The 23,703-nt window shown below is 42.8% G+C and carries 27 protein-coding genes; 9 read left to right on the top strand and 18 right to left on the bottom strand.

The genetic code is table 11. From position 1 onward, the window contains the following. The 5 genes from tuf to J502_RS02800 all read right to left on the bottom strand — a co-directional run. Window positions 1-1,125: elongation factor Tu (gene tuf / locus J502_RS02820; protein WP_034683033.1), on the bottom strand; the 1,125-nt coding region annotated here is incomplete at its 3' end. 94 nt (window positions 1,126-1,219) lie between these two features. Next, the gene (gene fusA / locus J502_RS02815; protein WP_005027507.1) at window positions 1,220-3,358 is read right to left on the bottom strand and encodes an elongation factor G; all 2,139 of its coding nucleotides are present in this window, start codon (window positions 3,356-3,358) and stop codon (window positions 1,220-1,222) included. Between the two features lie 132 nt (window positions 3,359-3,490). Next, window positions 3,491-3,961: a 30S ribosomal protein S7 gene (gene rpsG, locus J502_RS02810; RefSeq protein WP_004655203.1), complete on the bottom strand. Its 471-nt coding sequence runs from the start codon at window positions 3,959-3,961 to the stop codon at window positions 3,491-3,493. A gap of 164 nt (window positions 3,962-4,125) precedes the next feature. Then, a complete protein-coding gene (gene rpsL, locus J502_RS02805) occupies window positions 4,126-4,500 on the bottom strand; it encodes a 30S ribosomal protein S12 (RefSeq protein ID WP_000246374.1) in 375 nt (124 codons plus the stop codon). 160 nt (window positions 4,501-4,660) lie between these two features. Next, window positions 4,661-6,130 carry an EcsC family protein gene (locus J502_RS02800; RefSeq protein WP_005406608.1) on the bottom strand — a complete coding sequence of 490 codons (1,470 nt, stop codon included), beginning with the start codon at window positions 6,128-6,130 and terminating at the stop codon, window positions 4,661-4,663. A gap of 291 nt (window positions 6,131-6,421) precedes the next feature. Here J502_RS02800 and J502_RS02795 point away from each other — a divergent pair, with 291 nt between their 5' ends. Together J502_RS02795 and hemJ are read left to right on the top strand one after the other, a co-directional pair. Continuing rightward, a complete protein-coding gene (locus tag J502_RS02795) occupies window positions 6,422-7,651 on the top strand; it encodes a beta-ketoacyl synthase N-terminal-like domain-containing protein (RefSeq protein ID WP_005018889.1) in 1,230 nt (409 codons plus the stop codon). Then, the gene (gene hemJ / locus J502_RS02790) at window positions 7,651-8,100 is read left to right on the top strand and encodes a protoporphyrinogen oxidase HemJ (RefSeq protein WP_005018886.1); all 450 of its coding nucleotides are present in this window, start codon (window positions 7,651-7,653) and stop codon (window positions 8,098-8,100) included. Before J502_RS02795 ends, hemJ begins: the two co-directional genes overlap by 1 nt. Window positions 8,101-8,223: 123 nt before the next feature. Here hemJ and J502_RS02785 read toward each other — a convergent pair whose 3' ends face one another. Continuing rightward, window positions 8,224-8,880 carry an HAD-IA family hydrolase gene (locus tag J502_RS02785; protein ID WP_005406547.1) on the bottom strand — a complete coding sequence of 219 codons (657 nt, stop codon included), beginning with the start codon at window positions 8,878-8,880 and terminating at the stop codon, window positions 8,224-8,226. Window positions 8,881-8,979: 99 nt separating this feature from the next. Between J502_RS02785 and J502_RS02780 the strand changes: the two genes are divergently transcribed. Next, a complete protein-coding gene (locus J502_RS02780; protein WP_005406556.1) occupies window positions 8,980-9,747 on the top strand; it encodes a hydroxymethylpyrimidine/phosphomethylpyrimidine kinase in 768 nt (255 codons plus the stop codon). An 83-nt stretch (window positions 9,748-9,830) separates the two neighbouring features. Here the strand turns inward: J502_RS02780 and lysM are convergent, their stop codons facing one another. The 6 genes from lysM to J502_RS02750 all read right to left on the bottom strand — a co-directional run bounded on the left by lysM (window position 9,831) and on the right by J502_RS02750 (window position 13,580). Continuing rightward, a complete protein-coding gene (gene lysM / locus J502_RS02775) occupies window positions 9,831-10,346 on the bottom strand; it encodes a peptidoglycan-binding protein LysM (protein ID WP_005406574.1) in 516 nt (171 codons plus the stop codon). A 220-nt stretch (window positions 10,347-10,566) separates the two neighbouring features. Further along, a complete protein-coding gene (gene acpP, locus J502_RS02770) occupies window positions 10,567-10,806 on the bottom strand; it encodes an acyl carrier protein (RefSeq protein WP_005018879.1) in 240 nt (79 codons plus the stop codon). A gap of 85 nt (window positions 10,807-10,891) precedes the next feature. Next, entirely contained in the window at window positions 10,892-11,626 is a 735-nt protein-coding gene (fabG, locus tag J502_RS02765) for a 3-oxoacyl-ACP reductase FabG (protein ID WP_005406850.1), read from the bottom strand. Then, complete coding sequence (fabD, locus tag J502_RS02760; protein WP_034683031.1) at window positions 11,623-12,609, bottom strand: ACP S-malonyltransferase; 987 nt, start codon at window positions 12,607-12,609, stop codon at window positions 11,623-11,625. The genes fabG and fabD overlap by 4 nt, the downstream gene beginning before the upstream one ends. 154 nt (window positions 12,610-12,763) lie before the next feature. Further along, window positions 12,764-12,949, bottom strand: a complete 186-nt coding sequence (gene rpmF / locus J502_RS02755) for a 50S ribosomal protein L32 (RefSeq protein ID WP_000290730.1) — start codon at window positions 12,947-12,949, stop codon at window positions 12,764-12,766. 73 nt (window positions 12,950-13,022) lie between these two features. Next, a complete protein-coding gene (locus J502_RS02750; protein ID WP_034683029.1) occupies window positions 13,023-13,580 on the bottom strand; it encodes a YceD family protein in 558 nt (185 codons plus the stop codon). Between the two features lie 97 nt (window positions 13,581-13,677). On the opposite strand from J502_RS02750, the gene J502_RS02745 reads away from it, so the two are divergent. The 6 genes from J502_RS02745 to rluB all read left to right on the top strand — a co-directional run bounded on the left by J502_RS02745 (window position 13,678) and on the right by rluB (window position 17,959). Further along, complete coding sequence (locus J502_RS02745; RefSeq protein WP_034428928.1) at window positions 13,678-14,340, top strand: elongation factor P hydroxylase; 663 nt, start codon at window positions 13,678-13,680, stop codon at window positions 14,338-14,340. A 94-nt stretch (window positions 14,341-14,434) separates the two neighbouring features. Beyond that, window positions 14,435-15,052, top strand: coding sequence for an L-threonylcarbamoyladenylate synthase (locus J502_RS02740; RefSeq protein ID WP_005018864.1), 618 nt, complete (start codon window positions 14,435-14,437; stop codon window positions 15,050-15,052). A 74-nt stretch (window positions 15,053-15,126) separates the two neighbouring features. Continuing rightward, entirely contained in the window at window positions 15,127-15,396 is a 270-nt protein-coding gene (locus J502_RS02735; protein WP_005406587.1) for a hypothetical protein, read from the top strand. 237 nt (window positions 15,397-15,633) lie between these two features. Beyond that, window positions 15,634-16,425: a segregation and condensation protein A gene (locus tag J502_RS02730; RefSeq protein ID WP_034683028.1), complete on the top strand. Its 792-nt coding sequence runs from the start codon at window positions 15,634-15,636 to the stop codon at window positions 16,423-16,425. After that, on the top strand, window positions 16,422-17,012 hold the full coding sequence (gene scpB, locus J502_RS02725; protein WP_005027526.1) for an SMC-Scp complex subunit ScpB: 591 nt from the start codon (window positions 16,422-16,424) through the stop codon (window positions 17,010-17,012). The genes J502_RS02730 and scpB overlap by 4 nt, the downstream gene beginning before the upstream one ends. 41 nt (window positions 17,013-17,053) lie before the next feature. Further along, window positions 17,054-17,959, top strand: coding sequence for a 23S rRNA pseudouridine(2605) synthase RluB (rluB, locus tag J502_RS02720; RefSeq protein ID WP_005018857.1), 906 nt, complete (start codon window positions 17,054-17,056; stop codon window positions 17,957-17,959). Between the two features lie 48 nt (window positions 17,960-18,007). Here rluB and bioD read toward each other — a convergent pair whose 3' ends face one another. The 6 genes from bioD to ftn all read right to left on the bottom strand — a co-directional run bounded on the left by bioD (window position 18,008) and on the right by ftn (window position 23,258). Beyond that, window positions 18,008-18,652, bottom strand: a complete 645-nt coding sequence (gene bioD, locus J502_RS02715; RefSeq protein ID WP_005406860.1) for a dethiobiotin synthase — start codon at window positions 18,650-18,652, stop codon at window positions 18,008-18,010. Further along, window positions 18,649-19,431 (bottom strand): malonyl-ACP O-methyltransferase BioC, encoded by a 783-nt coding sequence (bioC, locus tag J502_RS02710; RefSeq protein WP_005406560.1) that lies wholly within the window; start codon window positions 19,429-19,431, stop codon window positions 18,649-18,651. Before bioC ends, bioD begins: the two co-directional genes overlap by 4 nt. Further along, complete coding sequence (locus J502_RS02705; RefSeq protein WP_005406629.1) at window positions 19,428-20,585, bottom strand: 8-amino-7-oxononanoate synthase; 1,158 nt, start codon at window positions 20,583-20,585, stop codon at window positions 19,428-19,430. Before J502_RS02705 ends, bioC begins: the two co-directional genes overlap by 4 nt. Then, on the bottom strand, window positions 20,572-21,864 hold the full coding sequence (bioA, locus tag J502_RS02700) for an adenosylmethionine--8-amino-7-oxononanoate transaminase (RefSeq protein ID WP_005406691.1): 1,293 nt from the start codon (window positions 21,862-21,864) through the stop codon (window positions 20,572-20,574). The genes J502_RS02705 and bioA overlap by 14 nt, the downstream gene beginning before the upstream one ends. A gap of 105 nt (window positions 21,865-21,969) precedes the next feature. Then, a complete protein-coding gene (locus J502_RS02695; RefSeq protein WP_005406745.1) occupies window positions 21,970-22,686 on the bottom strand; it encodes an alpha/beta hydrolase family protein in 717 nt (238 codons plus the stop codon). Between the two features lie 107 nt (window positions 22,687-22,793). Further along, a complete protein-coding gene (gene ftn, locus J502_RS02690; RefSeq protein WP_005018842.1) occupies window positions 22,794-23,258 on the bottom strand; it encodes a heteropolymeric bacterioferritin subunit Ftn in 465 nt (154 codons plus the stop codon). Between the last annotated feature and the right edge of the window lie 445 nt (window positions 23,259-23,703).

The following is a 23,703-nucleotide window of genomic DNA, read 5'->3' as shown; positions in this document are numbered from 1 at the left end:
CAGACCAGCGTCCATCGCGATCGGGTGGATCAGCTCAACTGACATCTCAACGTTGTCACCTGGCATAACCATTTCAACGCCTTCTTTCAGCTGGATCGCACCAGTTACGTCAGTTGTACGGAAGTAGAACTGTGGACGGTAACCATTCAGGAATGGAGTGTGACGACCACCTTCTTCTTTAGAAAGTACATATACTTCTGCATCAAATTTAGTGTGCGGCTTGATTGTACCTGGTTTAGCCAGTACCTGACCACGCTGAACGTCTTCACGTTTAGTACCACGTAGCAGAACACCACAGTTCTCGCCTGCACGACCTTCGTCAAGCAGCTTACGGAACATTTCTACACCCGTTACAGTCGTTTTAACTGTATCTTTGATACCAACGATTTCAACTTCTTCGCCGACTTTAACAATACCAGACTCAACACGGCCAGTAACTACTGTACCACGACCTGAAATTGAGAATACGTCTTCGATTGGCATCAGGAATGCTTTGTCGATTGCACGTTCTGGTTCTGGAATGTAAGTGTCAAGCGCTTCAACCAGAGCAAGAACTGCAGACTCGCCATACTGACTGTCGTTGCCGTTCAGTGCTTGAAGAGCTGAACCACGGATGATTGGAGTGTCATCACCTGGGAAGTCATAAGTAGACAGAAGTTCACGAACTTCCATTTCTACCAGTTCAAGTAACTCTTCGTCATCAACAAGGTCACATTTGTTCAGGAACACGATGATGTAAGGTACACCAACCTGACGAGAAAGCAGGATGTGTTCACGAGTCTGTGGCATTGGGCCATCAGTTGCTGCACATACAAGGATCGCGCCGTCCATCTGAGCAGCACCAGTGATCATGTTTTTAACATAGTCAGCGTGGCCCGGGCAGTCTACGTGAGCGTAGTGACGAGTTGGAGAGTCATATTCTACGTGTGAAGTATTAATGGTAATACCACGCGCTTTTTCTTCTGGTGCAGAGTCAATTGCTGCGTAATCTTTCGCTTCACCGCCGTAAGTTTTTGCACAGATTGTTGCAATCGCAGCGGTTAAAGTTGTTTTACCATGGTCAACGTGACCGATTGTGCCCACGTTTACGTGTGGCTTATTACGTTCAAACTTGGCTTTAGCCATGATGATCTTCCTTTATTAACTACTCATGGAGGGTCACCCCATGAGCACTTGGTTTTTAACTAAGAATTAGTTTGGGCTTATAGTAATCGAAAGATTACTCGTCGTCACCTTTTTTACCGCCAGATTGGAATTTGCTGATGATGCCTTCAGCCACGTTACGTGGAGTTTCAGCATATTTAGCGAATTCCATTGAGTATGTTGCACGGCCTTGAGACATAGAACGCATTTGAGTCGCGTAGCCAAACATCTCAGCCAGTGGAACTTCTGCACGGATAGCTTTAGTACCGCCAGGTAAGTCGTCCATACCCTGAACCATACCACGACGACGGTTCAAGTCGCCCATGATGTCGCCCATGTAGTCTTCTGGAGTTTCTACTTCAACTTTCATGATAGGTTCAAGAAGAACAGGATCTGCTTTCATGAAACCGTCACGGAAGGCATAAGAACCTGCCATTTTGAACGATAATTCGTCAGAGTCGACATCGTGGTAAGAACCATCAAATAGTGTCGCTTTAATACCCACAACAGGGTAACCAGCCAGTACACCATTCTTCATACGTTCTTGAATACCTTTGTCAACTGCACCGAAGAATTCTTTAGGTACTACACCACCAACAACTTCTTCAGCGAATTCGTATTCTTTACCAGCTTCGTCAACATCAATAGGCTCAAGACGGACATATACATGACCGAATTTACCCTTACCACCTGTTTGACGTACGAATTTACCTTCTTGCTCAACAGTCTTTTTGATTGTTTCGCGGTAAGCAACCATTGGTTTACCAATATTCGCTTCAACACCGAATTCACGCTTCATACGGTCAACGATGATGTCAAGGTGAAGTTCACCCATACCAGCAATAATGGTCTGACCTGATTCTTCATCAGTACGAACACGGAACGATGGATCTTCTTTCGCCAGACGACCTAAAGCAATTGACATTTTTTCTTGGTCAGCTTTAGTTTTTGGCTCAACAGCCAATGAAATTACTGGCTCTGGGAATTCCATACGCTCAAGCGTAATGATGTTTTTCTCATCACACAGAGTATCACCTGTAGTTACGTCTTTCAGGCCTACACATGCTGCGATATCACCTGCACGGATCTCATCAAGATCCTGACGCTCATTGGCATGCATCTGCACGATACGGCCAATACGTTCACGCTTAGATTTAACCGGGTTGTATACAGGATCGCCCTGTTTTAATACACCAGAATAAACACGAACGAATGTCAGGTTACCTACGAATTTGTCATTCATGATTTTGAATGCAAGAGCAGAGAACGGTGCTTCATCAGATGCTTCACGAGTCGCTTCAGTTTCAGCCTTGTCGTCAAGAATACCCTTGATCGCTTCAACGTCAGTAGGAGCAGGCAAGAACTCAATTACTGCATCCAACATACGTTGAACACCTTTGTTCTTGAATGCAGAACCGCAAAGCATAGGTTGAATTTCAGACGCTAATGTACGGGCACGTAAACCTTTCTTGATGTCTTCTTTAGAAAGATCACCTTCTTCCAGGTATTTGTCCATTAACTCTTCTGAAGCTTCAGCAGCGGCTTCAACCATGTTCACACGCCATTCTTCAGCCAGATCTTGAAGATCAGCTGGAATTTCGCCGTATTCAAACTGCATGCCTTGAGACGCTTCATCCCAGATAATTGACTTCATTTCGATCAAGTCAACAACACCGGTGAAAGTATCTTCAGCACCGACAGGGATTACTACAGGTACTGGATTTGCACCCAGACGTGATTTCATTTGTTCAACAACACGGAAGAAGTTGGCGCCAGTACGGTCCATCTTGTTCACGAATGCCAAACGAGGTACTTTATATTTGTTTGCCTGACGCCATACTGTTTCAGACTGAGGCTGTACACCACCTACCGCACAGTACACCATGCATGCACCATCAAGTACACGCATAGAACGTTCAACTTCGATTGTAAAGTCAACGTGTCCCGGGGTATCAATTACGTTGATACGGTGTTGCGGGAATTGGTTACCCATACCAGACCAGAAACAAGTAGTTGCAGCAGAAGTAATGGTAATACCACGTTCTTGCTCTTGTTCCATCCAGTCCATAGTCGCGGCACCGTCGTGTACCTCACCGATTTTGTGAGAAACACCTGTGTAAAACAAAATACGTTCAGACGTAGTTGTTTTACCTGCGTCAATATGCGCAGAGATACCAATATTACGGTAACGAGAAATTGGGGTTTGACGAGCCATGATTTCTTGCATTCCTAAATTTTGTTGTTAAAACAGGACGCTTTAAGCTACTTTTGCAACTTAAAGCGAATTGATGACATATCAATGAAAAACATGCCTATCATCTTCCTGATTAGGGCCTGTTTTAACCGCTTAGAAGCGGTAGTGAGAGAAGGCTTTGTTAGCTTCAGCCATACGGTGCACATCTTCACGTTTTTTGATCGCTGCGCCTTTACCTTCAGCTGCATCTAGCAACTCACCAGCAAGACGTAAAGCCATAGTTTTTTCAGAACGCTTAGCAGCAGCATCTACTAACCAACGCATTGCTAGGGCAGTACGACGGGATGGGCGCACTTCCATAGGTACTTGATAAGTAGCACCACCAACACGGCGTGCTTTTACTTCGACCATAGGGCGAACTTTTTCAAGAGTAGTCTCGAAAAATTCAACCGGATCTACTTTGTTTTTTTCTTGAACGCGGTCTAAAGCACCGTAAACGATACTTTCAGCAATAGATTTTTTACCATCTTGCATTACGTGGTTCATGAATTTAGCGATGGTTTGGCTGCTGAATTTTGGATCCGGAAGGATTTCACGAGCAGCGACTACGCGACGTCTTGGCATTTTAAACTACCTATAAATATGACACTTCAGGTTAATCCAGCAGTAGCACAAAGTGTCGTGTGCATTCGCTGGCCTTACTACACGTCGCTTGAATTTCACAAAAATAAATGCAGAAATCAGACAAGCGAGACGATAAAGGTTTGTGGCTCTATATCCTTAAGAAATTATTTCTTAGGACGTTTAGCACCATATTTAGAACGTGACTGGTTACGATCTTTAACGCCAGCGCAGTCTAAAGAACCACGAACGGTATGGTAACGTACACCTGGTAAGTCTTTAACACGACCACCACGGATCAGAACAACACTGTGCTCTTGCAGGTTATGGCCTTCACCACCGATATAGCTTGATACTTCAAAGCCTGAAGTTAAGCGAACACGGCAAACTTTACGCATTGCTGAGTTAGGTTTTTTAGGTGTAGTTGTATAAACACGTGTACAAACACCACGACGTTGTGGACAAGCCTTCAACGCAGGAACTTTGGATTTCTCAACCAAAGTCGTACGACCCTTGCGGATCAACTGATTTGTTGTTGCCATATGGCAATTCTCCCGTAAATAAAAAACCTCAAAAAAAATACCACTTTTTGAGGGCATGCAATTGTAAGCCAAGACACAAAAATGGTCAACATTTGATGCCATAACAAATGTTGACCAAGTACCTGACAAAGCTTATTTATCAAGCTTTTATGTTTTTAGTCTATTTTTTCGAAGAAGAGTTTTTTGTAACTGCTTCTTTAGCTTCTGTAGAAGAGTTTGTAGTGTCATCAGTTTCAACTTTAACCTGATCAACAGGCTTATCTATTGCTTCTTCGGCTGCAAGTTTAGCCTGATTGCTAGCAACCAGTTCTTCCTCATCAACTACCGGGTTATCTTCATCTAATGGAACAGCAGTCTTTTGAGGCTCTACTGCTTCATGAGGCTCCACCATATCTTCCGCCAAGCTTTCGATATCTTGCTGAACTTCCTGCTCAATATCAGCTTTTGTCTTTTTCTCTTCTTCAGAAGGTTTTTTCTGAACTTTCACCTTGGCAATCGTGTCATGGTCTTTAAGCTCAACTTCTTTTACCTTGTCAAGATTGACCTGTTCCGGCTGTTCAATTTTTTCCGGTTTGGCAGAAACCGTAGGACTTGCCTGCTCTAAGGCTTTTTCTGAACGGTTAAATGCTTCCAGAGGTGAAAGTGAAGAGTCGTTATGCTGCTCTAGATAAGATCGTGCTTCAGCAAATGCTGTCTGTGCCTTTTGGCTGGCCTCTTCAACCAGTTTCCAGCTATAGATTGCGCCAACTGTTGCACCAGCCAAAGGAGTAAGTTTAGTCAATATAGATAGCTTAGAAAAAACAGTAGGATTATCTTGTCGCTGACCATCCTGCCCGATCCATTTTTTAAGCATTTCAAAATCATTACTCGACCCTAACAGCTGCTGTAACTGTGAAACATCATTATTTTGCAGCATACCGCTCACAGCTTTAAGGCCCATCAGTATTGCCTGTTTTTCAGCAATTAAACCCATGTCAATCTGTCGCAGCACATGCTGTACAATTTCCTGATCTTCTTTCAAATCGAAGCCATGCGCCCGTCCGGTCTGGTAAATGGTTCTAAGAGCTAACGCTAGAGATGCTGGTACATCAACCGCAGCCCCTACAATACCAGTGGCACCGCTGACCGCGCCTTGGACTGATGCAATCCATTTATTCTGCTCTGCCAGAGCCTGACTTAAACGTTTTGAACGTTTAGGATCTTTTTCGAGCTCTTCAAGTTTACTGGCACCTGCCTCGCTTAAAATGGCTTCCACCGAACTGAGTTGTGAACTGAGTTCACTCAGGCATTCAAACATATAATCAGAGATTTTGTTGCTGACTTCAGGAGGAATAAAATTAGCAACACCATTAAAACGGTTGTAATGACGACCTAATAGTTGACGTGACATTTTGGGAACATAATCACGTAAAATATGCTGTGGATGATCATCAGGACTAGCTTCCATTGGACTTTTTACACGAGCAGAGCCTTCTATAACCTGATTCTGATCTGTCTGTCCATTCTGCTTAGTGGCACCGCCAGGCGTTGCTTGATTCAGCATATCCAAACCTGTAGAACTGAGCTTTTTAGCCACTTTCACAGCACTGGAAATAAAACCTGCTGACTGATTATTATTAGTATTCGTCATCAATCTCCCCTCTTCATTCAGTTAGTTATTTGATAGTAAATACTAGGTGTAGTGAAGATTTAACACAATTCTAAAGTGTTTCTTTTAGTTATAAGCAGGTAACTCAAAGCATGCTATGTGCAACTCGTGTATAGCTTGCAATACGCATAGGATTTGCCATAAGAAAACAAAAACCTTTCTGTTATTATGAGTTCAATTTGAAAGATGAGTAGCGTAGCGCATCCGGCATAACCCCGCTCCTGCCAGAGTGTCCAAGCCAAGCTCATAACCTCACCATAAAGGGAACTGTAGATGAAACGTGTTGTAATCACTGGTATGGGTATTAACTCATGCATTGGTAATACTTTAGAAGATGTTACTCACTCTTTACAAAACGGCATTTCAGGAACACGTTTTAATCCAACTTATGCTGAACTTAATTTCAAAAGCCATGTAAGTGCAGCTGCAGAACAGAACTTTGACAATATTGACCGTAAACTGAAACGTTTTATGGGCGTATGCGCCATGTATGCTTATAACTCGGCTGTGGCTGCAGTAGAAAATGCGGGCCTTCAGGTAGAAGATCTCGCTGGTAATCCACGCTACGGCATTGCAGGTGGCTCTGGCGGTAACTCAACAGCTTCTGTAGTTGAAATGACCAAGTTACTAGAAGAAAAAGGCGCACGTAAAATCGGACCTTTTTTTGTGCCACGCAATATGAGTAATACCATTACTGCTAACGTAGGTGTTGCATTCAAACTTCAAGGTATGGCGCACTCTATTACCAGCGCCTGTGCTACTTCTGCTGATGCAATTGGGTATGCCTATAATCTGATTCAGCTAGGCAAACAGGACCTAATGCTGGCAGGTGGCGGTGAAGAAGATCACTGGTCTCAAAGCCTGTTATTTGATGCTATGGGCGCATTGTCTTCAAAATATAATGACACACCAGAAAAAGCTTCACGCCCATATTCAGCTGATCGTGATGGCTTTGTCATTGCAGGTGGCGGTGGTTTTGTTGTTTTAGAATCTCTTGAGCACGCTCAGGCTCGTGGTGCCAAAATTCTTGCTGAAGTGGTTGCATATGCAGCCAATTCTGATGGTGCGGACATGGTAGCGCCAAGTGGTGAAGGTGCAACCCGCTGTATTTTAATGGCGCTTGAAGAAGCCAAGCAGCATGGTATAGAAAGCATCGATTATGTGAATACTCATGGGACATCAACACCTGCCGGCGATGTAACCGAGCTTAAAGCAATGGAACGCGCTTTTGGCGAAGGCCATGTACCAGCAGTCAGTTCAACCAAGTCCATGACTGGTCACAGTCTGGGGGCAGCAGGAGTACATGAGGCAATCTATTCTGTTTTAATGATGCAGAATGACTTCATTGCTCCCAACATTAACGTGACCGAACTGGATGAAGGCGCTAAACCATTTGATATTGTGCTTGAAAAACGTGATGCGAAACTAAATACTGTAATGAGTAACAGTTTTGGTTTTGGCGGCGTCAATGCCTGCCTGATTTTCAAGAAATGGGATAATTGATGAATGCACCTTCTGATGCTTTCTTTTGGATAAAGGCTTTACATATTATTGCCGTGGTATGCTGGTTTGCTGCTCTGTTCTATCTACCGCGTCTTTATGTTTATCATGCCATGAGTGATGATACAGTCAGTCATCAGCGCTTTGAAGTAATGGAGCGTAAGTTGTACCGGGGAATTATGTGGCCTGCAATGATAGCTACCCTGATTACAGCACACTTTCTGGTGGACTGGGGAGATCAGTTTTATCATTACCATGAAGCTTTATGGTTTTATCTAAAAGTAGCATTAGTCGGTTTACTGGTCATTTACCATTTTGTTTGTGGCTATTACCGTAAAAAACTGATCGGAAATGCACATTACAAGACACATAAGTTCTGGCGTTTTTTTAATGAAATGCCGACCCTTTTACTGTTTGCTATTGTCATTCTGGTAGTGGTCAAGCCCTTTTAATTATCAATAATCGAAAAAGCCCCAGATTCGGGGCTTTTTTATTTGTCTCAGCTTTTTAAATTTATTTTTTATAAAAGCTTTAAATTACATAAATAAAAAATTAAAAACTGATTTCCATATTTTTTAGCTCAGCCTACTTAAAATTGCCGGTAATGTATCAAAACTTTTTATCATATATTGAGGCTGTGCCTGCATGAGCTCTTCTGCAGAACCGTAACCATACTCGACCGCAATTGTATTTATGCCATTATGACGCGCCCCTAAAATATCATACTCACGGTCTCCAATCATTAAACACTCCTGTGGCCTAAGTTGCTCCTGCTGCAAAATGAAAGCAATTAATTCTGCTTTGTTTGTACGCTCACCGCTCAACTCGCTTCCATAAATTTGAGTAAAATAATCTGCGAGCTGAAAATGTTCCAAAATTTGTCTGGCATAGATAGCAGGTTTTGCTGTGGCAAGAAATAATTGATACCCCTGCCCTTGGAGATATCCAAGAGTTTCTGGCACAGCCGGATAAACTTTATTTTCAAAAAGTCCGATTACAGAAAAACGCTCCCGATACCCCAGCAAAGCCTGCTCAGCAAGTTGTTCATCTCCATTATCAAGTAGCTTAACAAAAGATGCTTTTAAAGGCGGCCCAATGGTCCAGTCAATATCCAGATCGGGCTTTAGGGGATAACCCAGTTTTTCCATGGCATAGCGGATACAAGTATGTATTCCCACCTTGGGATCAGTCAGGGTGCCATCAAGGTCAATCAGCAGATTCTTTATAGTCATGTTGCACAGTCATTCAGTAGGTTTAACGCGGGATTAAGGTCGAGAGATGAAGTAAACTATTCTATACTAGCGTAATTTGCATTAAATAAGGATACGGCAGTGCGTCCTACAGTTCTTTGTTTTTCCGGACTTGATCCTTCAGGCGGCGCAGGTCTGCAGGCTGATATTGAAGCAATTGGGCAAAGTGGTGCACATGCTGCAATTGCCTGTACTGCTCTAACCATACAGAACTCTCAACAAGTATTTGGTTTTGAGGCAAGTTCACGAGAATTATTACTAGCGCAGGCCAATGCAGTAGTCGGTGACCTACCTATCCGATGTGTAAAATCTGGCATGTTGGGTACTACAGAAAATATTAGTGCGCTGGCTGAATTTTTAAGAGTTCACCCGGATTATCAATATGTGCTTGATCCGGTATTGGTTGCCAATAGTGGCGGTTCACTTGGTAATCAGGAAACTTTAGTTAAAGCATTTATAGAGCTTATTCCTCTGGCCAGCATTCTAACCCCCAACACAGTCGAACTGCGGGCTTTAACTGGTATTGATGACCTGGAAACTGCCACCCAAAAACTGTTTGAAATGCGTGCAAAAGCCGTTCTGGTTAAAGGTGGGCATGAGAATACCCCAGACTATATTCGTAATGCACTTTATATTCGGGGTGAAATGGTAGCAGAAAGCCACTGTCCACGATTACAAGGTGAATATCATGGTTCTGGCTGCTCACTGGCAAGCTTTATCGCAGGACGCTTAGCATTAGGAGATCAGCTGGTTCAGGCAGTCCAGCATGCAGAAACCTGGCTATTTGGTGTCTTAAAAAATGCAGAAACCCCGGTGCCTAATGGGCAGAAAATACCAAAACGTTTTTAAAATAAAAAGCCCGCTTAAATAGCGGGCTTTTTATTATTACTTTATCGAGCATACAAACAACAATTTTTGCTTACTCACCCTGTCTATTGGGGAATACGTAAAACCTGACCTGGATAAATATCATCAGCATTTTTTAACAAAGGACGGTTAGCTTCAAAAATTTTATTATATTGATTAGCATCACCATAAAATTCTTTAGAGATTTTAGAGAGAGAATCCCCAGACTTTACAGTATAGAATTTGCTTTGCGGTTCAGGTGTAGCAACTGTCATCTGATCATCTACTTGAGCCACATGATCAATATTACCGACGGCCAGAATAATTTTCTCACGATCTGCCTGACTTTTTACCTGGCCTTTGATTGTAGCCAAATCAGTATTACTGTTATAACTGACTGACAGACCTTCTACGCCAAGCCCCAGACTCTTTACATGAGCCAGTAACTGATTCGCGATCTGTTGTGCTGAAGGTTCTACAGCCTTAGGTGGAGCCTGTGGAGCCGCTTGAGGGGCAGAATTAGCAGGCGTAGCAGCTTGATGCTGTTCTACCTTTGCTTCATTCTTTTTACCAATACCTTTTACAAAGTCAAAAAGTCCCATCGTTCTACTCCATGTTAGTGGATGAATATTGTGTATTGCTATCTTATTTTTATACCGAACAATTTAAGGTACTTAAGTTTTATTTCGGCTGTAAACAGTAAACTTATGTAAGACTTGCTACGCTCTACTTACTACCTATTAGTCTTTTGTTTCAATTAAGGATGAAATAAAAAAAGCCACCCTTAAGGTGGCTTTTTATCAGCACATGCTAAAAGATAACTTACTGAGCAAGTTTCTTGGTAACATAATCAATTGCTGATTGAACAGTAGTGATTTCATTAGAATCTTCATCAGGAATAGTAATGTCGAAATCATTTTCAAAAGACATCACAAGTTCAACCAGGTCCAGAGAATCTGCACCTAAGTCATCCATGAAAGATGCTTCATTTTTAATTTCTTCAGCACGCATACCGAGTTGTTCTGCTACAGCCTGTTTTACGCGTTGTTCGATATCGCTCACAGGAATTCTCCTCATTGCTTGTGGCGTTTTTAATTGCCGTTAGTTTAATTGAATATCAATTATTTTAAAAGTTTATCCATCAGCCTTAAGCCATGTATAAACCACCATTTACGTGTAAAACTGTACCAGTAATGTAACTTGCTTTTTCACTAGCCAAGAAACTTACTGCATTAGCGATATCTTGTGGCTCACCTAAACGTTGCAGTGCCACTTGATCACTCATTTTCTTACGTATTTCTTCGCTCAACTGCTCTGTCATTTCCGTTGCTATAAAGCCAGGCGCCACACAGTTTACTGTAATCTGGCGGCTACCCATTTCTTTTGCCAGTGAGCGGCTAAATGCCTCAATACCAGCTTTTGCAGCAGAATAGTTGGCCTGCCCCGGATTCGCAAAATGAGCTACCACTGAACTGATATTGATGATGCGACCAAAACGGGCACGTGTCATGCCTTTTAATACACGTTTAGATAGACGATAAACAGCTTTTAAATGAATATTTAAGATGTCATCCCAGTCATCTTCTGACATACGCAGTAATAAATTATCTTTAGTAATACCGGCATTATTGACCAGAATCAGAACTGGACCATATTTCTGCTCAATTTCAGTTACCAGAGTATCAATTGCGTCGGCACTACGTACATCCAGCACTGCTCCAGCACCTTGTTCTGCAAAGTCTTGGGTCAGCTTTTGGGCACCTGCTTCCGAAGTTGCAGTGCCCACAACAAAATAACCGTCTTGAATAAGTTGTTGAGCAATGGCCGCACCAATGCCCCGGCTTGCACCTGTAACCAGAGCAACCTTACGTTCTTGTGTCATGCGATTTTCCCTTCTGCCACTAAAACGGCATTTAATGCATCTTCCATACGACCTTTAGTGTCGAGTGGAAATGCTTTTTCAATATTCGGTAAACGCTTTGCCAGATTTGCCAGTACATTACCCGGACCACATTCTACAACGTACTGGATACCATGCTCTTGCAGGTATTGCATAGTTTTGGTCCACTGAACTGACTGGTACAGTTGTGCAGTTAAAGCTTGACGCAACTGGCCAACATCTGTCGCGATTTCTGCGCTGACATTTTGTATTACAGGTAGCACAGGTAGCTCAATGGCAGTTTGTTCCAATGCTTCTGCAAATTTCTCTGCGGCAGGCTTCATTAATGAACAGTGTGATGGTACAGATACCGGAAGTGCAATTGCCTTGCCTGACTTTTCTTTGGCTTGAGCCATGACGTTTCTTACCAGTGCAGCAGTTCCTGCAATGACTACCTGACCTTGTGCATTATAGTTTGCCGCCTCAACCGACCCTTGCCCCGCCTGTGAAGCAACCTGACACAATTCAACCACCTGCTCATCTGCAAGGCCCAGAATTGCTGCCATGGCACCCTCACCTTGAGGTACGGAAGACTGCATCAGTTTTCCGCGCAAATGTACCAGTTTCACCGCATCTGCCAGAGAAATCGCTTCTGCAGCCACCAGCGCACTGTATTCTCCCAAAGAGTGACCAGCTAAATACTTCGGTGTTAAGCCACCAAGTTCCAGCCATACACGCCACAAGGCGATACTTGCCGTTAACAGCACCGGTTGAGTATTTTCTGTCTGGTCTAGGCCTTCACCACTTTGTGCAATGTGCCAAAGATCAAAACCCACAGCCTCTGAAGCTTCCGCAAAAGTATCAATCACACCACTAAACTGTTCTGCAAGTTCAGCGAGCATGCCGACTTTTTGTGAGCCCTGACCAGGAAACACAAATGCAGTTTTTGTTGCCTGAGCCACTTGCTCGAGTCGTTTAGCAGACATATAAAAATCCTTTATTTCGTCTTCACTCATTTCCGGTGCAGAAATTTAACATTTAATTCATTGTTTTTTAATTGCGAAATACAACAAAAAAAGGGAGCATACGCTCCCATTTTTTCTATACTTAAGCATGATGCTTAATGCATATTATTGCTCATTATTCAGCATCAGCTGCTTTAGCGAACAATTGGCGACCACGGTAGAAACCGTCTTTAGTCACATGGTGACGACGATGAGTTTCACCAGTAGCTTGGTCTACAGTTAATGCATTCTCGGTTAAAGCGTCATGTGAACGGCGCATGTCACGGCGAGAGCGACTTTTACGGTTTTGCTGAACGGCCATGATGGCTCCTTACAAAGATCGAAAAAATGGATCAGAACAAAAATTCAGTTGTCTTAACCTGTAAGTATAGCACTTATGAGTTAAGTTTGCCTTTCAAACTTGCCAAAACATCAAACGGATTTTCACGCTTTTCTTCGGCATGCTCTTCGGCAGGTCGATGCTTATGTTCACAAGCGTCATGCTTAGGTGAAAGTGGCACCAACAATAACAGCTCATCCTCAAGCAGAGTGACCAAATCAATCAGGGCAGGTGCATCAGGATCACCTTTGATCAAAGCTTCACTCTCAGCTAGAACGATGTAATCAGCATCCTCATCCAAGCGCTCTATCAGTGACTCATCATCCAGTAACGCGATATGAAAGTCTGAAACAAGTGAAATTTCCACCGGTTCCAGACAACGCTGGCATTCCATTGGAACTTTCGTTTCAACATGACCATCAAACCACGCGACACGATGATACGCATCCATTGATAGCTTACAGTCTATAGAGACCAGTTGATGATCAATTGGTCCAACAGCTTCACGAGCAATACGAACAAAGCGAGACAATGGCAGGGTACCTGACCATATAAAGCCTTGTTCAGCCCATTTAAACGGCTCAATCTGTGCCGGAAAGGTATTTGCTGACATAATTAAGGCGGCAATTCTACAAATTCATCAGTACTCTGTCAAAGATTAAGATACAATTTTGTACTTATTTAGACAGATCATTTGGGTTTATTCAGTCATGGATCAGTTGCAGCCGCAACCTGAAGTCATAACTTCGTCTCTTGTTCGCATCAACTCCACTTCTGGGCAGGTATCGGCTCTGGCGGCACTGCAACTCTTGCCTTGGAACGCACTGCATACAGAAGAACAGCAAGTTGATTGGCTTATCTTACACTTTAATTATTGGTTTTCCCACCATAATGTCATGCTGGTACGAGGAGAATTTGAACCAGAATATTTTCCGGCCACCGATACCTCTCCTGCCCGCATCCAGTTTGCTCATGGTTTTTTTAACAGCGCCCTGCATGAAATCAGCCACTGGACGATTGCCGGTAAAGAGCGCCGCCTGCTGGCTGACCTGGGATACTGGTATGCTCCAGATGGACGGACAAAAGAGCAGCAAGCCCTGTTCGAACAGGTTGAAGTTAAACCGCAGGCAATTGAATGGCTTTTTGCCACAGCTTTTGGCCGTAAGTTTCGGGTCTCTTTAGATAACCTTACTGGTGAAAGTGGTAATGGCAATACCTTTAAAGACAATGTCTATGCCCAAGTGTGCCGCTACCTGAATGCAGAAGCCTGTCTGCCAAAAGACGCCTGGTATCTGATTTCCTGTATTTGTACCTGCATACGTGGTGGCGAAATGTTACAGGCCAGCGAATTTAAAAGAGAAATGCTTGATTAATTTACATAAATCAACCGATCTAGACTTGTAACCCAATTCTCTGGGCACTGATAATTTAGAAAGTTACTGTCCGTGAACTTTGAGGAACAATAAGATGCTTCATTTAAGAGTACATCCTGAGAATCCACAGCCACGGCTCATCACTCAGGCAGTCGAACGGATCCGTGCGGGCGATGTAGTGGTCTACCCTACCGATGCTGCTTATGCAATTGGTTGCCAGATCGGAAATAAAAATGCCATGGAACGTATTGCGCAAATCCGTGGTTTAGGGCCTAAACATCAATACGCCATTATGTGCAGCGACCTCTCCGATATTGCAACCTATGCTAAGGTCGATAATGCCATGTATCGGCTGTTAAAGGCCAATACCCCTGCAATTACTACATTTATTCTTCCTGCCACCAGTGAAGTACCACGGCGTTTAATGCATCCGAAAAGGAAAACTATTGGTTTACGTATTCCAAGTAATCCAATTTGCCAGATGTTACTCCAGGAATTGGGAGAACCGTTACTCACCAGTACCCTGATTTTACCTGGACAGGAAGACCCGCTGGATGACCCTTACGAAATCGAGCAGCAACTTGGTAAACGTATTGATGTTTTCATTGATGGGGGCTTTGGCATGCTAAGCACCACTAGTATCGTAGACCTTTCTGGAGAAAATCCGGAAATTATCCGCTATGGCGAAGGTGATGTCAGTGCTTTTGAGTAGTTTTTACACTTTCTCGGACAATTGTAAAATTATATGCACCCAACATCTGATAAGTTGATGCTGAGGCAATTGGTATGAACCTTTTTAAAGTTCTTCTTGATTTAGAGAATTTTCCAGAAGATCACACTATTTATGCCGAGCTTCCTTGGACACTTGAATCTGAAGCAATTGTCATCTCAGAACCAGACTCCGGGAGCGTAACCCTAAACATTAAAGATATTAGCTATAGTTATTTTTTAGAAGTATATATAGCTGAAGAGCTGTTGATTAGTGTGACCAAAACAAACCTTTGTTTACGGGAGAGCTGTCAGAAAGTGATCGAATACGCCATAAATGATGCCTGACCTTTAAAAGGGCTCTTTACCAATTTCTATAGCTCACCCTATTCTTTCCTGCCTATCACGCAGGTTTATCAGTTTTTTTACATTTTTATGGTTTTTATAATTTATTCAGCTTGGCTTTTCCATTAGAATACGTTCACCTTATTTTTTGCTTTTTAGTGATCTCGCTTTCTTGCGCGCAAGATCCTAGAAGTTCTCCAGCTTTCATGCCTTTGAAAATTCGCGTGGCCTATAACCGAAATGAATCAAGCGACCCATAGTTCTATGGAACAGTTGCCTTATATCCGCGTAATGGATGAATGGCAGCACAGTATTCCAGATGATCTTTACATTCCGCCTGCTGCATTCGAAATTTTACTTGAACATTTCGAAGGTCCCCTCGACTTTTTAATTTACCTGATCCAGAAAAATGGCTTTGATTTACTGCAGTTAGATATTGCACCAATTGCCAGCCAATATCTGTCCTACATGGATAGCATGAAATCTCTCAACATTGAACTGACTGCGGACTATATGGTCATGGCAGCTTTGCTTGCAGACTTGAAGTCCCGACTGCTATTACCTAAACCTGCTGCTATAACTCTGGAAAAAGATCCCAAGCAGCAGCTGATTGACCGGCTCGAAAATTATTTGCGCATTAAACAGGCAGCTGAACGTTTAGGACAAATGCCAGTTTTGGAACGTGATACATTCAATGTGAATGTAAGTTTAGGAACAGTAAATAGTATTTATGAAGGCTATGAAGCTGCAAATCTGCGAGACGCGCTATATTGCATCTTTAACCGCCCTGAGCCTGTCGTTCATCAGATTCAGCAGGAACCGGTTTTACTTGAAGAGCGGATTGCCTATATTGAAGTATTGATCGAATCAGGCAAAAGCTTAAGTTTTGACGAGCTGCTCAAACCGAGCCAAGGTAAAATGGGTATGGTGGTGACATTCATGGCAGTTTTGGAGCTCCCCCGCCAGCAGAGAATCCAGATTATTCATAGCGGAATAGAAGCACCCTTGACTATTCAGGGAGCAGTAGCATGACCATCGACCAAAGTGCAGCATTCTCAGTTGATGAGCTGCATCATGAAGTTCTGATGCAGCTTGAAGCCATTATTTTTGCCAGTGAAGCACCGGTCAGTCTTTTGAGGCTTAAAGAAGCTTTCCAGAACCAGTATAATAAACAGCAGTTGCGACAGTTTTTACAGCAGCTGGCTGTTTTACAACATGGCCGTTCAATTGAGCTGGTCGAAAGTGCTCAGGGCTTTCGTTTTCAGGTTCGTGCCAGATACAAACAGATTATTGCCCAGACTTGGCCGGAGCGGCCAACCCGGCTTTCCCCATCTTTGCTCGAAACAGTAGCTGTCATTGCTTATCATCAGCCTGTTACACGTGCAGATATTGAACAGATTCGCGGAGTTTCGAATAATAGCCAGATTTTGAAAACATTATTTGACTGGAACTGGATTAAAGAATCCGGTTTCCGAGAGATTCCGGGACGCCCCGCGTTGTTAGTGACGACGTCTCAATTTTTAAATGCTTTTGGCCTGGCTTCATTAGGTCAATTGCCTCCCCTGCAGGATGCCAAGGAAGCTTTCATGACGCTTGATGCTAATGCAGCAATGTCATGAATAGGTGGACTGTTGATAATTATTTCTAAGGTTATGCTGTCATGAGTGAAAAATTGCAAAAAGTCCTAGCACGTATCGGGCTAGGTTCTCGCCGTTATATGGAAGAGGTCATTGCTGCTGGTCGCGTAAGTGTCAATGGTCGTGTTGCTCAGGTCGGTGAGCGTATTGAACCAGGCGACGAATTGCGTATTGATGGCCGTAAGGTGCAATTTCAGATTGAAGATGAGATTCGTCGTCGCGTTCTGATTTACTATAAGCCAGAAGGTGAAATCTGTTCACGCAATGATCCAGAGTCACGTCCGACTGTATTTGATCATTTGCCTACAATCGCCAATGACCGCTGGGTTATGGTAGGCCGTCTGGACATTAACTCTACCGGCCTTTTACTGTTTACCAATGACGGCGAGCTTGCAAATCGTCTGATGCATCCTTCAAATGAGATCGAACGTGAATACGCAGTCCGTGTTATGGGCGAAGTTACCCCGCAGATCCGTCAGAATATGCTAAATGGCGTCGTACTAGATGATGGCCCGGCCAAGTTTGAATCCTTTTCTGAAATTGGTGGTGATGGTATTAATCGCTGGTACCAGGTCGTGGTTAAAGAAGGACGGAACCGTGAAGTTCGCCGTATTTTCGAATCACAGGGTTTAAAAGTAAGTCGTCTTTTACGTACTCGCTATGGCACGGTTATTCTACCGCGCGAGCTACGCACTGGACGCTGGATTGAGCTGGATAAAGCAGATATTGACAACCTGACCAAGTCGGTTGAGCTTAAACCGCGTCAAGGTACTGGCCTGTATGGTATGGCGAAACGTCGTACTGAACGTATGGCTGAAAAACCTATGGCAGCCCGCCGCGGTGGTTATTTGCGTCAACAGCGCCGCGAGAATGAAGGAACAGAACAAACTGCTGCACCACGCAAGCCTTATAGTCCGAAGAAGTTTTAAAACGGTCTTTTACTGCTTTAAACAAAAAAGTCGCCTTGGCGACTTTTTTTAACGGATCACCGGGATTTCAATCCATTCTGCTTCCGGGAAATGCTTTGTCATGTAAGCCCGTAGATAATTTGATGTATCACAGGCAATTAGCGGGTCTTGAGAATCATCCATTCCATTATAGGCCACAGCAAACAGCTCTACCCCTCGGCTTTTCAGCAGCTCCAGACTCAGTAACGTATGATTAATACTTCCCAGACGTCCTGAGGTAACTAGAATAACAGGGAACTGATGAGCTGCTACATGATCAATAGTAAGCACATCATCTGTTAAAGGAACCATAAGCCCGCCGGCACCTTCTAGCAGCACTGCATCATAACGTTTAGCCAGTTCTTGAGTCGCAGCATGAATTTTATCCAGATCAATCTCACGCCCATCAATTTTTGTTGCAAGATGCGGCGAAGCTGGATAAGACAGAATTTCCGGCATCGTAAGCTTTTCTTCATCTTCGGCAAACCAGCCCATGCCCATAATAGTACGGTGCTGTTCGATATCCTCAGAAATGTTGATATTTCCGGTTTGTACCAGTTTCTGTGTAATAGTACGGGTACCATGTTCATTCCAGATTTTGGCCAGATAACCAGTGGCAAAGGTCTTTCCTATACCAGTATCAATTCCGCTCACGAAATAAATTGAGCCTGTCATCGAACTCTCCGAGCTATACAATAAATTGGGTGGTAAGTTAATGGATATTGCTGTATTCCCTCATAAGCTGGACTCTTTACAAACTGCTGATACTGATCATAAAACTTGTATAGTGACTGCTTAGTCCAGCGATGCTGACTACTGGTTGCCGTTACGCCGGTCAGTTTTAAATGCTGGAGAACCTGTTTTGGATGCTCAAAATATAAGGTTTCCTGCTCTTCCTGTATTTCAAGGACTTCAAACCCTGATTTGCACATTTTTTCTTTTAGCTCTTCCAGACTGAGGTAGTTTAACCCCTGACCCGTTAAAGTTTTAATCTCACGCAAGTTTTCTGAACCAAAGCTTGAAAAACAAAACCAGCCCTGTGATTTTAATGCCTCGCTGCATTTCTTAAATACCTGCTCCAGGTCATGCATCCATTGCAAGACTGAACTGGACATAATAGCGTCAAGTTGTCCCGGAAAATCAAGCCGTTCAATATCTCCAATACACCAGTCCAGCTGTTCAGCAGCAGAAAAATGCTGTCTGACCTCAGGATACAGATCATTGAGTATGAGCTGTTCAATCTGAAAGTTCTGTTGCAGTAATATTGTTAAGTGACCTGAGCCACAGCCCAGTTCCAGTACTCGAGGAAGTTGTATGGCTATATGCCGGCGCATCATTTCAATTAATCGCTGGCAAATTATCTTTTGCGCGACTGCATGTTCAGAATAACTGGAGGTAGCTTTAGCGAAGCGCTGGGCAATCAACCCGGTATCTATATGAAAATTTTGACTCACAGTAATGCTACCAATTGTTCAATTTCTTCTGGCTGAATTTGTGATGTCAGTGAGATTCTCAGTCGTGCACTATTGGCCGGTACAGTAGGTGGGCGTACTGGCATGATATAAAAACCTTGTGCTTGTAAATAGTTGGCTTTGTCTAGTGCCCGCTGACTATCTCCGATAATAACTGGAACAATATGACTACTTGAGGGACAGCAAAAACCAAGACTCTGAACTTTATGCTGTAAATGATGGCTTAAATCTGCCAAATGATCGCGCTGCTTCTGCATTTTTTGCATATGCTCGAAAACAAACCGAGTCCAAGCTATCGAAAGCGGAGGTAATGCGGTACTGAAAATAAGTGGACGCATACTGTTAATCAGATATTCACGAATTACAGGTTCACAGACCAGATATCCTCCCACTGAAGCAAGCGCCTTACCAAAGGTGCCTACCAGAAAATCAATCTGGTTAATTACTGCATATTGTTCCGCACAGCCTAATCCCCGCGCTCCGCGGACACCAATAGCGTGAGCTTCATCGACATACAACATAACTTTTGCAAACTGCCGTTTTAGCGACACCAGCTGGTTCAGGTCTGTTTCATCACCATCCATACTAAAAATAGATTCGGTGACCACAATGATGCGTTCATAAGTGTTATCTGCATGATACTTTTGCAAGAGTTGCTGTAAATGGTTTAAATCATTGTGACGGTACCGCAGATATTTGGCTGAGGACAGGCGAATCCCATCAATCATGCTGGCATGCACCAGTTTATCGGCCAGAATCAGAGTCTTACCATCACTTAATGCTGGTAAAATCCCTATATTCATATGGTAGCCACTATTGAACAGCAACACTGCACGCCCGTCAAAAGCCTGGCTCATACAGGCTTCCAGCTGTTCATATTCCGGAAAATTACCAGTAAGCAGACGTGATGAAGAGGAACTGAGCCAGCGCTGTTCCAGAGGGCACTGATCAAAAAAGACCTGCCTTAATTCGAGATCAGCAGCCAGACCCAGGTAATCATTAGAAGACAGATTCAGCATATGCTGGCCTGCAATTTCAATGATCCGTCCTTGTTGCCGGTTGGCAGTAAACTGGCGAAAATTCCCCTGCTGTCTTAACTGCTCCAGCTGCTTGGTATAATGCTCAAGCAGTTTCATGCTGAAGCTCCTGTAGCTGTTGCACTACTTCTACCAACTGCTGAAGTAAATAATCCAGTTCATTACAAGTGATGATATAAGGAGGCATCACATATACCAGCCTTCCAAACGGGCGTACCCAAATTCCACGACGGACAAATTCCTGCTGTAGAATTTGCATATTTACCGGCACAGTCAGTTCAACAACACCGATAGCACCTAATATTCGAACATCCTCAACATACTCCAGTTGAGATAGTGCAGGTAAGTACTGTTTGAGTTGCTGTTCAATACGGCAGATGTTGGCTTGCCAGTCTTGAGCCAGTAATAACTGTGTACTTTTAAGGGCAACTGCACAGGCAAGTGGATTGGCCATAAAAGTAGGCCCATGCATAAATACCCCTGCCTCTCCCTGACTGATTTTTTCAGCAATCGCTTTACTGGTTAAAGTTGCTGACAAAGTCATGTATCCGCCAGTTAAGGCTTTTCCTATACACATGATATCCGGCTCGACGCCCGCGTGTTCCCAAGCAAACAGTCTACCAGTGCGTCCAAAACCGGTAGCAATCTCATCAAATATAAGCAGGATCTGATACTTTTCACAAAGTAGCTTGGCTTGACGCAAGTATTCAGGATGATAAAAACGCATACCTCCTGCACCCTGTACAATGGGTTCCAGAATCAGCGCGGCAATACAGGTATGATGCTGTACTAAAGTTTGCTCTAGCTCTGCAATATCTTGCGGATTCCACTTTTCATCAAAAGCAGTTTGTGGAGCCGGAACAAAAAAACGGTTGGGCAGACTGCTACCAAAAATCTGGTGCATGCCGGTTACTGGATCACATACCGACATTGCATTCCAGGTATCACCATGATACCCGGAGCGAGGCGTAACAAAATTAGTCTTCTTCAGCTGGCCTTGGGCGCTCCAATACTGCACTGCCATTTTTAAAGCGACTTCAACTGCAACCGAACCGGAATCAGCATAGAAAATCTTATCGAGACTTGGTGGCGTAATATTCAGAAGAAGCTTGCCCAGCTCAATCGCAGGATTATGGGTCAGTCCACCAAACATGACATGTGCCATATCTTGTAACTGATCTTGAACCGCCTGATTTAATTCAGGATGATTATAACCATGAATAGTACACCACCAAGATGACATACCATCAACAAGCTTGTGACCATTCTCCAGTTCGATAGTTGAGCCATAGGCCCGTTTTACCTTAAAAGCTGGTAAAGGCTGAGTCATAGAAGTATAAGGATGCCAAAGATGCTCAAGATCAAATAAGTCAGCCATCTAACACCCATCCTTCACATTAAAACTATTATTTATATAACTCATGCATCTTAATAGCGTAAAGCAATAAAATAAATTGCGAGAAACAACAAAGTTTATATTTCCCTAAGTCATATTTAAAAAACTACAAATTTTTTTGCTAGTTAATATAATTTCACTATAAGGGAAACCATGTCCGACATTAGGCAACAGTTCAGTTGTAAGTAAATTTGCCTTTAAAAAATGAAAATCAGTGATAATCTGGCAAGGTATTAGCTGATCCTGTTCAGAGACGAGATGATACTGTCGACCTGGATATTTTTGTAAGATTGAAACTAAATTTAATTGCTCAAGTTGCTGTAAACCAGAAATCAGATTTATAGGATCATCAGTTTTAATAAAACTTTGTAGAGATCTTATATCGTTACGAGCCATAACTCCGCCTGTACCGATTAGATGACAAAAACGCTTCAGAGTAGATTCCCTGTCATTTAGAAAAGCACCTTTAAATGCCTCAAAAGTTACACGAGACATTGCATTTGGCCATTCTTCCGTAGCAACAAAGCACGGATTGGAAGCCAATGTAACCAGAATTTTAGCCTGACCGGTCTGTTCAAAAATCTTCTGAGCCAGAATAGTGGCAAGCTGACCTCCTAACGACCAGCCCATTAATATATCAGCTTTAACCGCTTTTTGAAGCACCCCCTCCAAAACTGCCGGTTTAAAACTGTCGAATATATCAATCAGTTCAACCTGAAAATACAGGTTTTCAAGAGCAGTTTTAAGTCCGGCTAAAGGCTGAAGGCCCAAGCCCCAGCCACTAATAAGTAAAATCTTTTGCATGCTTAATCTGATTTAATTGATCGGTTCTACTATAAAATACTGCTCAATAGAATACAGTCATTAAAAAGCCCAATCTTCTGACTGGGCTTGCTTGAATCATACAAATTTTAAATTTGAGACTGGATATAATTTTGCAGGCCAATCAATTCAATCAAACCTAACTGTTTTTCCAGCCAATATGTATGATCTTCTTCAGTATCAGACAACTGCTGGCGTAACATGTCACGGCTGATGTAATCCCCTTTTTCTTCACATAACTGGATACCACGGGCCAGTTTTTCACGCACATGATATTCAAGTGCAAGATCAGCTTTTAAGCAGGTACAAACATCTGAACCAACATCAATACTGTCACGTTCCATATTAGGTGTACCGCCTAAAAACAGGACACGACGGATAATTGCATCAGCATGAGCTGCTTCTTCCTGCATTTCATGGTCAATTCTTTCGTAGATTTTACTCAGGCCCCAATCTTCATACATGCGAGAATGAATCAGGTATTGATCGCGAGCTGCCAGTTCGCCACCAATCAACATATTTAAGTAGTCTATGACTTCTGGATTGCCGCGCATATTCTTACTCCTCATCATTTTAAAGTTATTATGGGTGATTGGTATTTAGAATGCAAAATTAAAATTATGTAAGTTTATGATTTATATAAATTAAAAATGAGAAGCATACGCATTTGCATTTTATATCATCAATTAATTGGTTGTTTTCATAATAGATTTTTCTTATTTTGAGATTGGCGATTTTTTAAAGTCATTTAATTTATTTACAAAAAATTAAAAAAGTAATCTTATTAACTGCTGAGCTATAACTAAATACCTCTCAAAAACGGGTTTTAATATTATTTGAGTGAACTATATAAAGCAGCTGGATCCTACTTTTTATAAATAATATAGAAAAAGCCAGGTCTTTCAATTTTTTAGACAGCACTCACGCAACATATCAAATTGGCTTATTTTTACTATATTGTTAATGTGAATAAAGTATGTAAAGGTTGTTAACCTTATG

It is taken from the genome of Acinetobacter sp. 1294596 (assembly GCF_000582925.1).
In the GTDB taxonomy this organism is placed as follows: domain Bacteria; phylum Pseudomonadota; class Gammaproteobacteria; order Pseudomonadales; family Moraxellaceae; genus Acinetobacter; species Acinetobacter radioresistens.
The sequence above is the reverse complement of the archived record's forward strand: the minus strand, read 5'-3'. Positions and strand labels throughout refer to the sequence as shown.

What these genes read in the sequence shown, in the direction of transcription:
- rluB (WP_005018857.1), top strand. Translation starts at nt 17,054, where the DNA reads ATGAGTGAAAAATTGCAAAAAGTCCTAGCACGTATCGGGCTAGGTTCT.
- J502_RS02735 (WP_005406587.1), top strand. Translation starts at nt 15,127, where the DNA reads ATGAACCTTTTTAAAGTTCTTCTTGATTTAGAGAATTTTCCAGAAGAT.
- rpsL (WP_000246374.1), bottom strand. Translation starts at nt 4,500, where the DNA reads ATGGCAACAACAAATCAGTTGATCCGCAAGGGTCGTACGACTTTGGTT.
- J502_RS02705 (WP_005406629.1), bottom strand. Translation starts at nt 20,585, where the DNA reads ATGAAACTGCTTGAGCATTATACCAAGCAGCTGGAGCAGTTAAGACAG.
- rpsG (WP_004655203.1), bottom strand. Translation starts at nt 3,961, where the DNA reads ATGCCAAGACGTCGCGTAGTCGCTGCTCGTGAAATCCTTCCGGATCCA.
- fabG (WP_005406850.1), bottom strand. Translation starts at nt 11,626, where the DNA reads ATGACACAAGAACGTAAGGTTGCTCTGGTTACAGGTGCAAGCCGGGGC.
- lysM (WP_005406574.1), bottom strand. Translation starts at nt 10,346, where the DNA reads ATGGGACTTTTTGACTTTGTAAAAGGTATTGGTAAAAAGAATGAAGCA.
- hemJ (WP_005018886.1), top strand. Translation starts at nt 7,651, where the DNA reads ATGAATGCACCTTCTGATGCTTTCTTTTGGATAAAGGCTTTACATATT.
- fusA (WP_005027507.1), bottom strand. Translation starts at nt 3,358, where the DNA reads ATGGCTCGTCAAACCCCAATTTCTCGTTACCGTAATATTGGTATCTCT.
- bioA (WP_005406691.1), bottom strand. Translation starts at nt 21,864, where the DNA reads ATGGCTGACTTATTTGATCTTGAGCATCTTTGGCATCCTTATACTTCT.
- J502_RS02745 (WP_034428928.1), top strand. Translation starts at nt 13,678, where the DNA reads ATGGATCAGTTGCAGCCGCAACCTGAAGTCATAACTTCGTCTCTTGTT.
- ftn (WP_005018842.1), bottom strand. Translation starts at nt 23,258, where the DNA reads ATGCGCGGCAATCCAGAAGTCATAGACTACTTAAATATGTTGATTGGT.
- J502_RS02800 (WP_005406608.1), bottom strand. Translation starts at nt 6,130, where the DNA reads ATGACGAATACTAATAATAATCAGTCAGCAGGTTTTATTTCCAGTGCT.
- fabD (WP_034683031.1), bottom strand. Translation starts at nt 12,609, where the DNA reads ATGTCTGCTAAACGACTCGAGCAAGTGGCTCAGGCAACAAAAACTGCA.
- J502_RS02740 (WP_005018864.1), top strand. Translation starts at nt 14,435, where the DNA reads ATGCTTCATTTAAGAGTACATCCTGAGAATCCACAGCCACGGCTCATC.
- rpmF (WP_000290730.1), bottom strand. Translation starts at nt 12,949, where the DNA reads ATGGCCGTTCAGCAAAACCGTAAAAGTCGCTCTCGCCGTGACATGCGC.
- bioD (WP_005406860.1), bottom strand. Translation starts at nt 18,652, where the DNA reads ATGACAGGCTCAATTTATTTCGTGAGCGGAATTGATACTGGTATAGGA.
- scpB (WP_005027526.1), top strand. Translation starts at nt 16,422, where the DNA reads ATGACCATCGACCAAAGTGCAGCATTCTCAGTTGATGAGCTGCATCAT.
- J502_RS02750 (WP_034683029.1), bottom strand. Translation starts at nt 13,580, where the DNA reads ATGTCAGCAAATACCTTTCCGGCACAGATTGAGCCGTTTAAATGGGCT.
- J502_RS02785 (WP_005406547.1), bottom strand. Translation starts at nt 8,880, where the DNA reads ATGACTATAAAGAATCTGCTGATTGACCTTGATGGCACCCTGACTGAT.
- J502_RS02730 (WP_034683028.1), top strand. Translation starts at nt 15,634, where the DNA reads ATGAATCAAGCGACCCATAGTTCTATGGAACAGTTGCCTTATATCCGC.
- J502_RS02695 (WP_005406745.1), bottom strand. Translation starts at nt 22,686, where the DNA reads ATGCAAAAGATTTTACTTATTAGTGGCTGGGGCTTGGGCCTTCAGCCT.
- J502_RS02795 (WP_005018889.1), top strand. Translation starts at nt 6,422, where the DNA reads ATGAAACGTGTTGTAATCACTGGTATGGGTATTAACTCATGCATTGGT.